This window comes from Micromonospora sp. URMC 107 (assembly GCF_051386315.1).
Taxonomy (GTDB): domain Bacteria; phylum Actinomycetota; class Actinomycetes; order Mycobacteriales; family Micromonosporaceae; genus Micromonospora.
The window spans coordinates 1-13,111 of the sequence record NZ_JBPQTK010000072.1; the positions used below are offsets into that span (position 1 = coordinate 1).

The following is a 13,111-nucleotide window of genomic DNA, read 5'->3' on the forward strand; positions in this document are numbered from 1 at the left end:
CCGCCTCGGCACGGCCGGCGGACGGGCCGGCGGTGCGGGTCGGGGGACGTCGATGGCCCGGGGGCGGGGTCGTGCCTCGTGGACCGGTGTCGCGGGTGGTGGTGGTCGGGCCGTACCCGCTGGTGGCGAACCGCCACCCGACCAACACCCGGCTGCTCCGGGTACCGCTCCCGCCGCCGCAGCCAACTGGCGTGCAGCGGCGAGGTCATCAACCCGGGGCAGGTCTGGTTGTCGACTGTCGGGCGGTCCCGCCGCCGCGCGTCCCGCAGCCCGTGGGATCACCACGGCGGGGAAGCGGACGGAGACGGTGAGTAACCCGTGCCATACGGACAGAGTGCATCAGCGGCGTGCTTCATGCAAGTTGCACGTCGACTTTTGCCGATACGTGAGCGGCTCGCGCAAAGCAGCGCTTGATGGCGTTCACGTATGCCCGGCACACTGGGAGCCGGTTTCGCCCGTCGCGGCCGGCCGATGACCGGCACCACCCCACGCCGCGAACGACGCCCGCCGCACGACGGTCGCGCCCCTGGCGGGTGACGACAGTGGCGCACGGCGAGGCGGAGGTGGACCGGGTGAGGCCTGACAGGCGGTGGTTCCGACCAGCGGGCGGGGTCGTGTCGTGAGCGAGCGGCGCAGCCCCACCATCCGACGTCGTCGCCTCGGCGCCGAACTGCGTCGGCAGCGGGAGGCGGCCCGGATCACCATCGAGGCGGTCGCCGAGCAGCTGGAGTGCTCGGCGTCGAAGGTCTCGCGGATCGAGACCGGCCACACCACGGCCACCCCGCGCGACGTGCGGGACATGCTGCGGATCTACGGCGTGGTGGGCGCCGAGAGCGACGAGCTGGTGCAGATCGCCCGGGAGGCGCGGCAGAAGGGCTGGTGGCACCCCTACAGCACGGTGCTGGTCGGCGCGTACGTCGGGCTGGAGGCGGCGGCCAGCTCGATCCGGGCGTACGAGCAGCAGGTGGTGCCCGGGCTGCTGGAGACCGAGGAGTACGCGGGCGCGATGATCCGGGCCGCCCGGCCCGACTTCACGCCCGAACAGGTACGGCAGCGGGTGCGTGTCCGTCTGGGCCGTCAGTCGTTGTTGACGCAGGATGATCCGGTCGATCTGTGGGTGGTGCTCGATGAGGCGGTGGTGAGCCGTCCGGTGGGCGGGGACGAGGTGATGCGTGACCAGCTCAAACGCCTGGTCGAGGTGGCGGAACTGCCGAACGTGACGCTCCAGATCCTGCCTTTCGAGGTGGGGGCGCACGCCGGCATGGACGGCACCTTCACGATCCTCAGCTTCCCTGAGCCCGGTGATCCGGATGTCGTGTACGCGGAGAATGCCACGGGTGGGCTCTTCCTGGAGAAGAGTGACGAACTGCAGAAGTACAGCTTCATCTTCGATCACGTCCGAGCGGCGGCCATTCGTCCGGAGGAGTCCATCGCACACATCGCGAAACTGGCAGAGGAGCCGTTGTGGAAATGGCGACCAAGGGGTTCCCCGTGGACCTGACGCAGGCGACGTGGTTCAAGAGCTCGAAGAGCGGGCCGAACTGTGACAACTGCGTGGAGGTGGCGTACGTGACGGGGGCGGTCGGCGTGCGGGACTCGAAGGACAAGACGGGCCCGGCCCTGGTCTTCGCCCCGGGTGACTGGCACGCCTTCGTCGCCGGCACCAGGGGCGGTGTGTTCGACAGGGGCTGACGGGCCCGTGGTGTGACGAGGTGCCCCCGTCCGGCGGTAGGGCCGGGCGGGGGCATCGCCGTGCCCGAGGGCCGGTCGAGGCGTGCCCTCGCCCGGGCACCGGGTGAGGGCGCCGTCGTGCCCGGGTCCGGACCGGCCGCGAAGACGTCCCGCCGTCGGCGTCGCCACATCGGGTCCCGGGTCGTTGTACCCCTCGGTACGGCGCTGGTCGACAGCCCGCCGCAGGGATCGGCAACCGAGCGAGACAGGCGAGACGGATGACGACGATCGGGTCAGACAACCTCACCAACGGGCCGGGCAAGCCGGAACGCTTCGGGGGCAAGTACCGGGGGGCACGCCGGGACACCGTCCTCACCGAGGTGGTGTCGACCGACACCGAGATCGGTGGCCGGGAGGGCCCGGCCGCCCCGCCGGAGCAGGCCGGTCCGCCACTCTCCCTGCCCTCGCTGGATCCCAACCCGCTGACCGAGCCGTCGTTCCCGCCCGGGGGCTGGGCGGTGGAGCCGGCCGAGTCGCTGGTCGACCACCCGCTGCTGCGCGGGCTGCTGATGGAGCTGCCGCCGAAGGGCAGCGTCCCGCCGCCCGGCTGGCTCGACCGCTGGTTCGAGGCGACGCGGGCGATCCTGGAACTGCTATACGTGCAGGGCCCCGGCCGCTCGCGGTGACGCGGGCCGGGCCGGCACGGCCCGCTCGACGAGCCGGCTGTGTCGCAGGGCGTGGCGTACGCCGATGGCGACGACGCCCAGCACGCCCAGGGTGACCGCCGGGCCGGTCACGCCGGGCCCGAACAGCAGGCCCGGGGTGCTCGCCGCGACCACCGCGGGCAGGATCGCCAGGCCGGTGACCTGCACCGGGAGCCCGATCAACGGGTGCGCGGCGGAGGCCCGCAGGCCGTGCGGCGCCGGGGTGCCCGGCGCCGAGGAGAGGGCGCCCGCGCCCGCCCGCAGCCGGCGTACCCGGCGCACCGTGCAGGCCGCGACCACGAGCGCGGGGGCGACGGCGAGGGTGAGCCCGGCGGCCGCCCGGTCCGCCGGGGTCGCGCCGGCGCTGGTGAGCCCCGCGATCAGCACCGCGGCCGTCAGCCCCAGGCCGGCCAGCGTCAGGGCGAGCACCCATCCGGTACGCCGACGCAGCGCCCGGGCGTGGTCCAGCCGGGGCAGCCCGTCCGCGAGCCAGCCGGCGACGAGCCAGACGGCGGTCAGCGACAGCAGGACGGTGAGGTGACTCTCCATGACGGAGAGCCTTGCCCGTTTTCGACGATCGTGAATCCGGGCAGGTCCCCGGTTCGTCCCGCAGCCGCCTCCCCTAGGGGCCATCTTCCCGATGTTATGGGGAAGTCGACATGTTTGAATTCCGGTTTACCCCGCCCTACCCTCAGCCTGATCGGCATTCATCGATTCACTCGTCACGAACAGTTGGACGGTCGGTGCCGGTCGGAGGGAGTAGAAGATGGGTCTTCCACGCAGGTCCGTACTCGTCGGGGTGGCCACCCTGGCCATGGTGGCGACCGCCACGCCCGCCATGGCCGCCGAACCGGTGGGCACGATCCGCGCCGCGGGCGGTGCCACCGCCGTGGCCGACAGCTACATCGTCGTCTTCAAGGACAGCTCGGTCGCCCGCGGCGGCGTCGGTGACACCGCGCAGCGGCTGGTCGACCGGCACGGCGGCGCGGTCGCCCGCACCTACGGCGCCGCCCTGCGCGGCTTCGAGGTCCGGGTCGGCGCCAGGGCCGCCGCCCGCATCGCCGCGGACCCCGCCGTGGCGTACGTCGAGCAGAACCACACCGTCTCCGTCAGCGGCACCCAGACCAACCCGACGTGGGGCCTGGACCGGATCGACCAGCGCGCCCTGCCGCTGGACAGCTCCTACACGTACCCGAACACGGCGAGCAACGTGCACGCCTACATCATCGACACCGGCATCCGGTTCAGCCACAGCGACTTCGGCGGCCGGGCCGTCTCCGGCTACGACGCCGTCGACGGCGGCTCTGCCGACGACTGCAACGGGCACGGCACGCACGTCGCCGGCACCGTCGGCGGTTCGGCGTACGGCGTCGCCAAGGGCGTCCAGCTGGTCGGCGTACGGGTGCTGAACTGCCAGGGCAGCGGCACGAACGCCGGCGTCATCGCCGGTGTCGACTGGGTCACCCAGAACGCGGTCAAGCCGGCCGTGGCCAACATGAGCCTCGGCGGCGGCGCGAACACCTCGCTCGACACCGCGGTGCGCAACTCCATCAACTCCGGCGTGAGCTACGGCCTGGCGGCCGGCAACGACTCCGGTGGCAACGCCTGCAACACCTCGCCCGCCCGGACGGCCGAGGGCATCACCGTCGGCTCGACGACCAACACGGACGCCCGGTCGTCGTTCTCCAACATCGGCACCTGCCTGGACATCTTCGCGCCCGGCTCGTCGATCACCTCGGCGTGGCACACCGGCGACACCGCGACCAACACGATCAGCGGCACCTCGATGGCGACGCCGCACGTGGTGGGCGCGGCGGCCCTCGTGGCCAGCGCCAACCCGGCCTGGTCGCCGCAGCAGGTCCGCGACTACCTGGTGAACAACGCCACCCCCAACGTGGTGGGCAACCCGGGCACCGGCTCGCCGAACAGGCTGCTCTACGTCGTCAACGGCGACACCCCGCCGCCGACCAACGACTTCTCCGTCTCGGTCTCGCCGACCTCCGGCTCGACCGCGCCGGGCGGCTCGGTGACCGCCACGGTCGGCACCGCGACGACCAACGGCTCCGCCCAGTCGGTGAGCCTCTCCGCCAGCGGGCTGCCGGCCGGGGCGACCGCCTCGTTCAGCCCGGCCACCGTCACCTCGGGTGGTTCCTCGACGCTCACCATCAGCACCTCGGCGAGCACCCCGCCCGGCACCTACACCGTGACCGTGACGGGCACCGCGGCCTCGGGCAGCAGGACCGCGACCTACTCGCTGACGGTCACCGGCACCGGTGGTGGCAGCTGCTCCGGCACCAACGGCACCGACGTCGCGATCCCGGACACGGGTGTCACGGCCAGCAGCTCGATCGTGATCTCCGGCTGTGCCCGCAACGCCTCGTCGGCCTCGACCGTCGCGGTGAACATCGTGCACACCTACCGCGGTGACCTCGTCGTCGACCTGGTCGCGCCGGACGGCTCGTCCTACCGGCTGAAGAACAGCAGCTTCTGGGACGGCGCGGCCAACATCAACACCACGTACACCGCGAACCTGTCGAGCGAGGCGGCCAACGGCACCTGGCGGTTGCAGGTGCGGGACGTCTACGCCGGCGACACCGGCTACATCAACACCTGGACCCTCACCCTCTGACGCAGTACGAGGAAGGGCCCCTCCCACGCGGCGAAGCGATGGGAGGGGCCCTTCCTGACGTCTGTCGGGAATCAGACGGCGAAGGTCGGCGGGCGCTCCGTGGCCGGGGCCGGCGGGCGCGCCTTCCACAGCCCCGTCTTCTGCCCGGCGAGCCGGGTCAGGTAGGCCGGGTTGAGGATCACGTAGCGTCGCCAGAGTCGCTTCGGTTCGAGGCCGAGGCGCCAGAACCACTCCAGGCCGGCCCGCTGCATCCACGGCGGGGGCTGGCGCAGCAGCCCGGCGTGGTAGTCGAAGGCCGCCCCGACCGCCATCAGCGGCATGTCCAGCAGCGGTCGCATGGCGTACGCGAAGACCTCCTGGCGCGGGCAGCCCAGCCCGACCAGCACGAGCCGGGCCCCGCTGGACCGGATCCGGTCGGCGATCTCGACGTCCTCGCCCGGCTGCACCGCCCGGAACTTGGACGGCTCCACGCCGGCGATCTTCAGCGCCGGGAACATCCGCTCCAGCGCCGGGATCAGCCTGGCCAGGGTCTCCTCGGTCGACCCGTAGAGGTAGACCGGCAGCCCCTCGTCGGCGAACCGGGAGAGCACGTGCAGGGTCAGCGTGGGGCCGTAGACCCGGTCGGTGAGACCGGCGCCGTGCAGCAGGTTGAGCGCCCAACGCACCGGCTGGCCGTCGGGGGTGACCACGTCGAAGGAGTTCAGCCGGGCGTTGTGCGCCGGGTCGAGCACCCCGGTCATCACGCCGTGCACGGCCAGCGCCGTCAGCGCCAGCGGGCGGCGCTCCTGCGCGGCCGCCACCACCTGCTCGGTCGCCGCGGCGTAGTCGGTGGCGTCGACCAGGACCCCGAGGACGTTCCGTTTGCCCCTGCCGGTCATGCTCCCGGCACCCACTTGTCCACGTTGGCCTCGTAGATCTCGCGCATGATCATGGGCACGTCGTAGACCTGCTTCCACTCGGGGTAGTCGGCCTGGAAGGCCTCGTTCGAGCCGATCCACCACTTGTGGTCGCCGATCCGGTTGGCCTCGACGTACTCGGTGATCATCTCTTGGCCGGTGATCTGCTCGGCGAGCGCGAACGCCTCGCGGTTGGAGGTGTTCGAGTGCCGCCCGCCACCGAGGTTGTAGACCGCCGCCGAGCGGGGGTTGCGGAAGAACGCCTCGAACGCGGAGACCACGTCCGAGCTGTGGATGGCGTCGCGGACCTGCTTGCCCCGGTAGCCGAAGATCTTGTAGGTCCGGCGCTCCATGTTGGCGCGCATCACGTAGCCGAGGAAGCCGTGCAGCTCCGTCGCGGAGTGCGCCGGGCCGGTCAGCGTCCCGCCCCGGAAGCAGGCCGTCCGCATGTCGAAGTAGCGGCCGTACTCCTGCACCATGACGTCGGCCGCCACCTTCGAGGCGCCGAAGATCGAGTGCAGGCAGGCGTCGATGGACATGTCCTCGCGGATGCCCTGCTCGTACGGGTGCCCCGGCTCGATCTCCCACCGGGTCTCCAGCTCCACCAGGGGCAGGCTGTTCGGCCGGTCGCCGTAGACCTTGTTGGTGGAGCAGTGGATCACCGGTGCCCCGATGCAGTGCTCGCGCACGTTCTGCAGGACGTTGAGCGTGCCGGCGGCGTTCACGTCGAAGTCGGTGAACGGGTCGCGCACCGCCCAGTCGTGCGACGGCTGGGCGGCGGTGTGGATCACCACGGCGACGTCGGTGCCGTACCGCTTGAAGAGCTTGGCCAGCGCGGCCCGGTCGCGGATGTCGATGCTGTGGTGCGAGTACGCGGGCCCCAGCTCGTCGGTCAGCCGCCGGACGTTCCAGGCGGTGGACGCCTCCTCGCCGAAGAACTCCTGCCGCATGTCGTTGTCGATGCCGACGACCTCGAGACCGAGGCCGGCGAAGTGCCGGACCGCCTCGGAGCCGATCAGACCGCCCGACCCGGTCACGAACGCGACACTCACACGCCACTCCTGGTCCATCGGAGGCAGAAACCATCGGAGCATAGCGTGACGTACGGCACGCCCCGATACGGCGCGAGGGCCCCGCATGACTGCGGAGCCCTCGCGTATTGGTGGGGAAGGGGGGAGTTGAACCCCCACGCCCTTTCGGGCACACGGACCTGAACCGTGCGCGTCTGCCATTCCGCCACTTCCCCGTGGCCTGACCTCGAACACTGTAGTCTGTGCCGGTCCTGCTGTCTCCAGCGGGCCTCGGACATCCTACCCGGTCCGTGATCGTTGCACCGATCGGTTACCGTCCGAGGAGCGGTTACCGTTCGTGGCGGACGAAAGAGTAGCACGGCAGTATCGGCCCTTCCGAACGGGCCGCCGCCAGACGGCCGAGCGGCGTGTGAGCTGCGCGCGCGCCGGCCGGATACCATCATGTCCTCGGGACCCGAGGAGGAGCCGGTGAGCGTGCTGCAACGCTTCGAGAAGCGTCTGGAAGGCCTGGTCGAGGGGGCCTTCGCCAAGGTCTTCAAAGGGGTGGTCCACCCCGTGGAGATCCTCAACGCCATGCAGCGGGAGGCCGAGGCGCACAAGGCGATCCTGGCCGGTGGGCGCACGCTGGTGCCCAACCGCTACGTGATCGATCTCTCGCCCTACGACCACAGTCGTCTGGCGCCGTACGCCGCCGCGCTGGCCCAGGAGCTGGCCCAGTCGCAGGCGGAGTTCATCGGCGAGCAGGCCTGGACGGTCTACGGCGACGTGATCGTCGAGATCGAACGCGGCGAGGGGCTGGACACCGGGATGTTCCGGGTCACCGCCGAGGTCTACACCGGCGGCGAGGTCGCCCCGGTCTCGGCGCCCGGCTACGACGCGGGCCCGCCCGCCTACCCGGCGTACGACCAGGGGGGTGGCTACGGTCCCCCGCCCGGCCACGGCGGCGGCCGCAACGTGCGGCTGGTCTCCGGCGACGGGCGCACCTACCCCCTCCAGATGGGCTCGACCGTGATCGGCCGTGGCGACCAGGCCAACCTCCGCCTGCCCGACGTCGGGATCTCGCGGCGACACGCCCGGCTGGACTTCGACGGCGGTCAGGTCGTGCTGACCGATCTCGGGTCGACCAACGGCACCATGGTCAACGGCCAGCGGGTCTCCGCCGTCGCGCTCAACCCCGGCGACATGATCCAGCTCGGCACCACGACGCTGACCTTCCGCGTGGACGGCTGACCCGCCTTGCCGGAACTCGTCATCACCGTCGCCCGGTTCGGGTTCCTCATCCTGCTGTGGATCTTCGTGTTCACGGTGGTCGGCGTGATCCGCCGGGACCTCTTCGCGGGTGCCCGGTCGGGCCGCCTGGTGGCCGCCCCCCGGGCGGTCGGCGCCTCGCTCGGGCAGGCGGCGAAGCCGGCGAAGGCGAAGCGGGGCAGGGCGGCGCACCAGCTCGTGGTGACCGCCGGTCAGCTCGCGGGGACCCGGATCACCCTCGGCGAAGCGCAGATCACCATCGGCCGGGCCGAGGATTCCACCCTCGTCATCACCGACGACTACGCCTCGGCACGGCACGCCCGTCTGGTGCCGCGCGACGGCCAGTGGTTCGTCGAGGACCTCGGCTCGACTAACGGCACCTACCTGGATCGCGCTAAGGTCACCGGACCAACCCCCGTCCCCCTCGGCGTGCCGATCCGGATCGGCCGCACTTCTCTCGAATTACGGCCATGACTCTGACCCTGCGCTATGCGGCCCACAGCGACCGCGGTCTGATCCGAGACGGTAACCAGGATTCCGTCTACGCCGGACCGCGGCTGCTCGCCGTCGCCGACGGCATGGGCGGCATGGCCGCCGGTGACGTCGCCAGCAACATCGTCATCGGTGCCATGGCGCCGCTCGACGAGGACGTCCCGGGTGACGCCCTCGTCGACGCGTTGCGTTCGGCCGTGGGCACCGCCAACCAGCAGCTCCGCGACACCGTGGACGCCAACCCCCAGCTGGAGGGGATGGGCACGACGCTCACCGCGACCCTCTTCTCCGGCAGCAAGCTGGGCATGGTCCACATCGGTGACTCGCGGGCCTACCTCCTGCGCAACGGCGAGTTCGCGCAGATCACCAAGGACGACACGTACGTCCAGATGCTCGTCGACGAGGGCCGCATCAGCGCCGAGGAGGCGAGCAGCCACCCGCAGCGGTCGCTGCTCACCCGGGCGCTCGACGGGCGCGACATCGACCCGGAATACAGCGTCCGCCAGGTGCTCCCCGGCGACCGCTACCTGATCTGCAGCGACGGCCTCTCGGGCGTGGTCAGTGCCGACACCATCGGCGAGACCATGCGCGAGTACGCCGACCCGCAGCAGTGTGTCGAGCGGCTGGTACAGCTCGCCCTGCGCGGCGGCGGCCCGGACAACATCACGGTGATCATCGCGGACGCCACCGACCAGGACATCGTCGAGGCGAGCCCGATCGTCGGCGGCGCCGCCGCCCGCGACCGGGGCATGGCGACCTCCGCCGACGTCTCCACGCCGGCCGCCCGCGCGTCCGCCCTCTCCGCGCCCCGGCCCCCCGTCCCCGAGGAGCCCGCGGCCGGTGCCGACGACGAGTCGGACGGCCCGCGGCGTCGGCCGGTGCGGGCCGCCGCGATCTCGCTGGCGTTGCTGGTCCTCGTCGGCGGCGCGGTCTTCGGCGGCTGGAGCTACACCCAGCGGCAGTACTACGTCGGCGCGACCGAGAACGGCCAGGTCGCCGTGTTCCGGGGCATCCAGGGCGAGATCGCCGGCATGGACCTCTCCGCGGTGCACTCCACCAGCCCGGCGGACCTGGAGGACCTGACGCTGGCCGCCCAGGAGCAGGTCAAGCAGGGCATCCCGGCCAAGAGCAAGCCCGACGCCGAGCGCCGACTGGCCGAGCTGACCAGCGACGACCCGACGAACCCGAACCTGAAGCCCGTCTGCCCGCCGAGCCCGAGCCCGAGCGCCGTGGCCGTCACCACCGCCCCGACGCCTACCACTCGCCCGGTGTCGCCCGCCCCGGCCGCCAGCGCGAGCGTGAGCGCGCCGGTCAGCGGCCGGCCGAGCACGCCGGCCGCGCCGACCACCACGCCCGACGCCCCGCCCTCCGACACCGACTCGCCGGCGCTCGACCCCGCCGCGTGCCGGTCGCCGGAGTAGGCGCGGCTCGATCCGAGGACGTTCCGTGACCGCAGCGGCCATTCCGGCATCCTCGCCCGCCACCACGGGCGAGCAGCCCGGCGTACGCCTGGCCCGGTCCCGGCGCAACGCCGAGCTGTCGTTGCTGCTGGTCGCCATGGCGCTGGTGGCGGCGTACGGGGCGATGGTCGAGGCGAAGGTGCTCGACACGATCACGGCCGACTTCTGGATGCCGGCCGCCGCGCTCACCGCCGTGTTCCTCGGCCTGCACCTGGTGATCCGGTTCCTGGCGCCCTTCGCCGACCCGGCCCTGCTGCCGGCGGTCGCCCTGCTCAACGGGATCGGAGTGGGCTTTTTGCGCCGGCTCGACCTGGGCAGCGCGGCGCCCGCCGAGCGGGAGGACCTGGCCATCTTCGCGGGCACGGGTGGCCGGCAGCTGGCCTGGACGCTCGCCTCGGTCGTCCTCGCCGCGGGCCTGCTCGCCCTCATGCGCGACCACCGCTCGGTGTCCCGCTACGCGTACACGCTGGGGCTGGCCGGCATCGTGCTGGTGATGATCCCGGCGGTGCTGCCCAGCCGGTTCTCCGAGATCAACGGCGCGAAGCTCTGGATCCGGGTCGGGGGCTTCTCCATCCAGCCCGGCGAGTTCGCCAAGCTGGCCCTGCTGGTCTTCTTCGCCTACTACCTGGTGCGCAAGCGCGAGGTGCTGTCACTGGCGAGCCGCCGGTTCCTGGGCATCGACTTCCCGCGCGGGCGCGACCTCGGCCCGGTGGTCGTGGTCTGGCTGATCAGTGTCCTGGTCCTCGTCTTCGAGAAGGACCTCGGCACCTCGCTGCTCTACTTCGGCATGTTCGTGGTGACGCTCTACATCGCCACCGAGCGGGTCAGTTGGCTGCTCATCGGCCTGGTGCTCTTCTTCGGCGGCGTCTATCTGGCCTACGTGCTCGGCGAGGTGGTCGGCGGGCCGTTCGCCAACTTCTACCTGCGCGCCCAGATTTGGCTGGACCCCTTCGCCGATCCGTACAACGACGGCTACCAGCTCGTGCAGGGCCTGCTCGCGCTCGGCACGGGCGGCCTGTTCGGCGCGGGTCCGGGCGGCGGCCAGCCGGGCCTGCTGCCCGAGGTGCAGAACGACTTCATCTTCGCGGGCATCGGCGAGGAAATCGGGCTCTTCGGCCTCTCCGCACTGCTCGTGGTCTACCTGCTGATCGTCGAGCGAGGGCTGCGCGCGGCGCTGGCGGTGCGGGACTCGTTCGGCAAGCTGCTGGCCGGCGGTCTGGCGTTCACCCTCGGGCTCCAGGTCTTCGTGATCGTCGGCGGGATCAGCAAGCTCATCCCGCTGACCGGCCAGACCACCCCGTTCCTCTCCGCCGGCGGGTCGTCGCTGATGGCCAACTGGCTGCTCATCGCGGTCCTGCTCCGGATCTCCGACGGCGCCCGCCGGCCGGTGGCCGGCGCGGGCGGCAAGGCGGCCCGTCCGTCCGGCGGCCCACCGGAGCAGCTGCACGGTGCCCCCACGGAGGTGATCAAGCCGTGAACGCACCCCTGCGCCGCGTCGGCGTCGTCGTCATGGTTCTGTTCGGCCTGCTCTTCGCGAACCTGAACTGGATCCAGGCCTACAAGGCCGACGAGTACCGCACCAGCGACTACAACGGCCGGGTCCAGGTCGCCACGTACGACCGCAAGCGCGGCAACATCGAGGCCGGCGGCACCGCGTTCGCGGTCAGCAAGGAGACCGACGGCAAGCTGAAGTTCCAGCGCAGCTACCCCGGCGGGGCGAAGTACGCGCACGTGCTCGGCTACAAGCCGGTCAACCTCGCCGAGACCGGCATCGAGAAGGCCGAGGACGACTTCCTGGCCGGCACCAGCGACCAGCTCTTCGCCAGCCGGTTCAAGGACATGTTCACCGGCGACAAGACCGGTGGCGGCAACGTGCTGCTCACGGTCTCCAAGCGGGCTCAGGACGTCGCGTACGAGCAGCTGCGCAACAACCGCAGGGACGTGTCGAAGGGCGCGGCGATCGCCATCGACCCGCGTACCGGAGCGGTGCAGGCGCTGGTCTCGATGCCCAGCTTCGACCCCAACCCGCTGGTCAGCCACGACACCAACGAGGCCACGGCCGCGCACAACAAGCTGGAGCAGGACACGGAGGGCCCGCTGAAGAACCGGGCGCTCGGCGAGGTGCTGCCCCCCGGTTCCACCTTCAAGATCGTGGTCGCCGCGGCGGCGCTGGAGAACGGCGTCGGTCAGGAGACCCGGATCCCGGCCGGTGCCAGCTGGACCCCGCCGACCTCGGGCACGCCGATCCGCAACGCGGCGCCGTCGATCTGCCCCGAGGACGAGGTCACCCTGATGAACGCGGTGACCGAGTCGTGCAACACGGGCTTCGCGCAGCTCGGGGTGCGGCTCGGCGCGGACAAGATCAAGGAGAAGGCCCAGCAGTTCGGTTTCGAGCAGGAGGACCTCACCGTCGGCCGCCTCGACGAGGGCGGCCACCCGGTGGCGGCGAGCCGGACCGGCACCATGCAGAACCCCGACGGCGGGGTCAACCCGGCCGGGGTCGCCCAGTCCTCGATCGGTCAGTTCGACGTGCGGATGACCCCGCTCCAGGGCGCCCTGATCGCCGCGTCGGTCGCCAACGGCGGCAGCCAGATGCGGCCGTACCTGGTCCGCCAGCTGCTCGCGCCGGACCGCACCACCAGCTACTACACCGCCAAGCCCAAGGAGCTGCGGCAGCCGGTCAGCGGCCAGGTCGCCAGCGACCTGCGGGACATGATGGTCAGCGTCGTCGAGAACGGCACCGGCCGCAACGCCCAGATCAACGGCTACACGGTCGGCGGCAAGACCGGTACGGCCGACATTCGTCCCGGCATCCCGCCCCACTCGTGGTTCATCGGCTTCGCGCTGGACAAGAACGGCAACCCGGTCTCCGCGGTCTGCGTCCTGCTGGAGAACGGCGGCGACGGCGGCAGCGCCGAGGCGGCCCGGATCGGCGGGCAGATCATGCGCGCCGCCATCGCCGACCCTGGGGGCCGCTGAC

At 71.6% G+C, this 13,111-nt stretch carries 12 protein-coding genes and 1 tRNA gene; 9 read left to right on the plus strand and 4 right to left on the minus strand.

Translation table 11 applies throughout. The annotated features are described in order from the left end of the window. Positions 1–619: 619 nt before the first annotated feature. The 3 genes from ACSNN9_RS17470 (at position 620) to ACSNN9_RS17480 (ending at position 2,357) form a co-directional block, all read left to right on the plus strand. Positions 620–1,501 (plus strand): helix-turn-helix domain-containing protein, encoded by an 882-nt coding sequence (locus ACSNN9_RS17470; RefSeq protein WP_436674371.1) that lies wholly within the window; start codon positions 620–622, stop codon positions 1,499–1,501. After that, positions 1,471–1,692, plus strand: coding sequence for a DUF397 domain-containing protein (locus tag ACSNN9_RS17475; RefSeq protein ID WP_436674372.1), 222 nt, complete (start codon positions 1,471–1,473; stop codon positions 1,690–1,692). The genes ACSNN9_RS17470 and ACSNN9_RS17475 overlap by 31 nt, the downstream gene beginning before the upstream one ends. 257 nt (positions 1,693–1,949) lie before the next feature. Next, positions 1,950–2,357 carry a hypothetical protein gene (locus tag ACSNN9_RS17480; protein ID WP_436674374.1) on the plus strand — a complete coding sequence of 136 codons (408 nt, stop codon included), beginning with the start codon at positions 1,950–1,952 and terminating at the stop codon, positions 2,355–2,357. Here ACSNN9_RS17480 and ACSNN9_RS17485 read toward each other — a convergent pair. Next, entirely contained in the window at positions 2,325–2,924 is a 600-nt protein-coding gene (locus tag ACSNN9_RS17485; RefSeq protein ID WP_436674376.1) for a hypothetical protein, read from the minus strand. The genes ACSNN9_RS17480 and ACSNN9_RS17485 overlap by 33 nt on opposite strands. 217 nt (positions 2,925–3,141) lie before the next feature. On the opposite strand from ACSNN9_RS17485, the gene ACSNN9_RS17490 reads away from it, so the two are divergent. Then, on the plus strand, positions 3,142–5,004 hold the full coding sequence (locus ACSNN9_RS17490) for a S8 family peptidase (RefSeq protein ID WP_436674378.1): 1,863 nt from the start codon (positions 3,142–3,144) through the stop codon (positions 5,002–5,004). Between the two features lie 71 nt (positions 5,005–5,075). Here the strand turns inward: ACSNN9_RS17490 and ACSNN9_RS17495 are convergent, their stop codons facing one another. The 3 genes from ACSNN9_RS17495 to ACSNN9_RS17505 all read right to left on the minus strand — a co-directional run bounded on the left by ACSNN9_RS17495 (position 5,076) and on the right by ACSNN9_RS17505 (position 7,146). After that, entirely contained in the window at positions 5,076–5,882 is an 807-nt protein-coding gene (locus tag ACSNN9_RS17495; protein WP_358082586.1) for a WecB/TagA/CpsF family glycosyltransferase, read from the minus strand. Then, the gene (locus tag ACSNN9_RS17500; protein ID WP_436674380.1) at positions 5,879–6,994 is read right to left on the minus strand and encodes an NAD-dependent epimerase/dehydratase family protein; all 1,116 of its coding nucleotides are present in this window, start codon (positions 6,992–6,994) and stop codon (positions 5,879–5,881) included. The genes ACSNN9_RS17495 and ACSNN9_RS17500 overlap by 4 nt, the downstream gene beginning before the upstream one ends. A gap of 66 nt (positions 6,995–7,060) precedes the next feature. Further along, positions 7,061–7,146: transfer RNA gene (locus tag ACSNN9_RS17505), tRNA-Leu, on the minus strand. Between the two features lie 226 nt (positions 7,147–7,372). On the opposite strand from ACSNN9_RS17505, the gene ACSNN9_RS17510 reads away from it, so the two are divergent. The 5 genes from ACSNN9_RS17510 to ACSNN9_RS17530 are packed head-to-tail and all read left to right on the plus strand — an operon-like array spanning position 7,373 to position 13,110. After that, the gene (locus ACSNN9_RS17510) at positions 7,373–8,161 is read left to right on the plus strand and encodes an FhaA domain-containing protein (RefSeq protein ID WP_088996759.1); all 789 of its coding nucleotides are present in this window, start codon (positions 7,373–7,375) and stop codon (positions 8,159–8,161) included. A 6-nt stretch (positions 8,162–8,167) separates the two neighbouring features. Beyond that, complete coding sequence (locus ACSNN9_RS17515; protein WP_111134465.1) at positions 8,168–8,653, plus strand: FHA domain-containing protein FhaB/FipA; 486 nt, start codon at positions 8,168–8,170, stop codon at positions 8,651–8,653. Beyond that, positions 8,650–10,092 (plus strand): BofC C-terminal domain-containing protein, encoded by a 1,443-nt coding sequence (locus tag ACSNN9_RS17520; RefSeq protein ID WP_436674383.1) that lies wholly within the window; start codon positions 8,650–8,652, stop codon positions 10,090–10,092. The genes ACSNN9_RS17515 and ACSNN9_RS17520 overlap by 4 nt, the downstream gene beginning before the upstream one ends. Positions 10,093–10,117: 25 nt before the next feature. Beyond that, positions 10,118–11,608 carry an FtsW/RodA/SpoVE family cell cycle protein gene (locus ACSNN9_RS17525; RefSeq protein ID WP_436674385.1) on the plus strand — a complete coding sequence of 497 codons (1,491 nt, stop codon included), beginning with the start codon at positions 10,118–10,120 and terminating at the stop codon, positions 11,606–11,608. After that, positions 11,605–13,110: a peptidoglycan D,D-transpeptidase FtsI family protein gene (locus ACSNN9_RS17530; protein ID WP_436674386.1), complete on the plus strand. Its 1,506-nt coding sequence runs from the start codon at positions 11,605–11,607 to the stop codon at positions 13,108–13,110. Before ACSNN9_RS17525 ends, ACSNN9_RS17530 begins: the two co-directional genes overlap by 4 nt. Position 13,111 lies beyond the last annotated feature (1 nt).

What these genes read in the sequence shown, in the direction of transcription:
- ACSNN9_RS17475 (WP_436674372.1), top strand. Translation starts at nt 1,471, where the DNA reads ATGGCGACCAAGGGGTTCCCCGTGGACCTGACGCAGGCGACGTGGTTC.
- ACSNN9_RS17480 (WP_436674374.1), top strand. Translation starts at nt 1,950, where the DNA reads ATGACGACGATCGGGTCAGACAACCTCACCAACGGGCCGGGCAAGCCG.
- ACSNN9_RS17485 (WP_436674376.1), bottom strand. Translation starts at nt 2,924, where the DNA reads ATGGAGAGTCACCTCACCGTCCTGCTGTCGCTGACCGCCGTCTGGCTC.
- ACSNN9_RS17490 (WP_436674378.1), top strand. Translation starts at nt 3,142, where the DNA reads ATGGGTCTTCCACGCAGGTCCGTACTCGTCGGGGTGGCCACCCTGGCC.
- ACSNN9_RS17495 (WP_358082586.1), bottom strand. Translation starts at nt 5,882, where the DNA reads ATGACCGGCAGGGGCAAACGGAACGTCCTCGGGGTCCTGGTCGACGCC.
- ACSNN9_RS17500 (WP_436674380.1), bottom strand. Translation starts at nt 6,994, where the DNA reads ATGCTCCGATGGTTTCTGCCTCCGATGGACCAGGAGTGGCGTGTGAGT.
- ACSNN9_RS17510 (WP_088996759.1), top strand. Translation starts at nt 7,373, where the DNA reads ATGTCCTCGGGACCCGAGGAGGAGCCGGTGAGCGTGCTGCAACGCTTC.
- ACSNN9_RS17520 (WP_436674383.1), top strand. Translation starts at nt 8,650, where the DNA reads ATGACTCTGACCCTGCGCTATGCGGCCCACAGCGACCGCGGTCTGATC.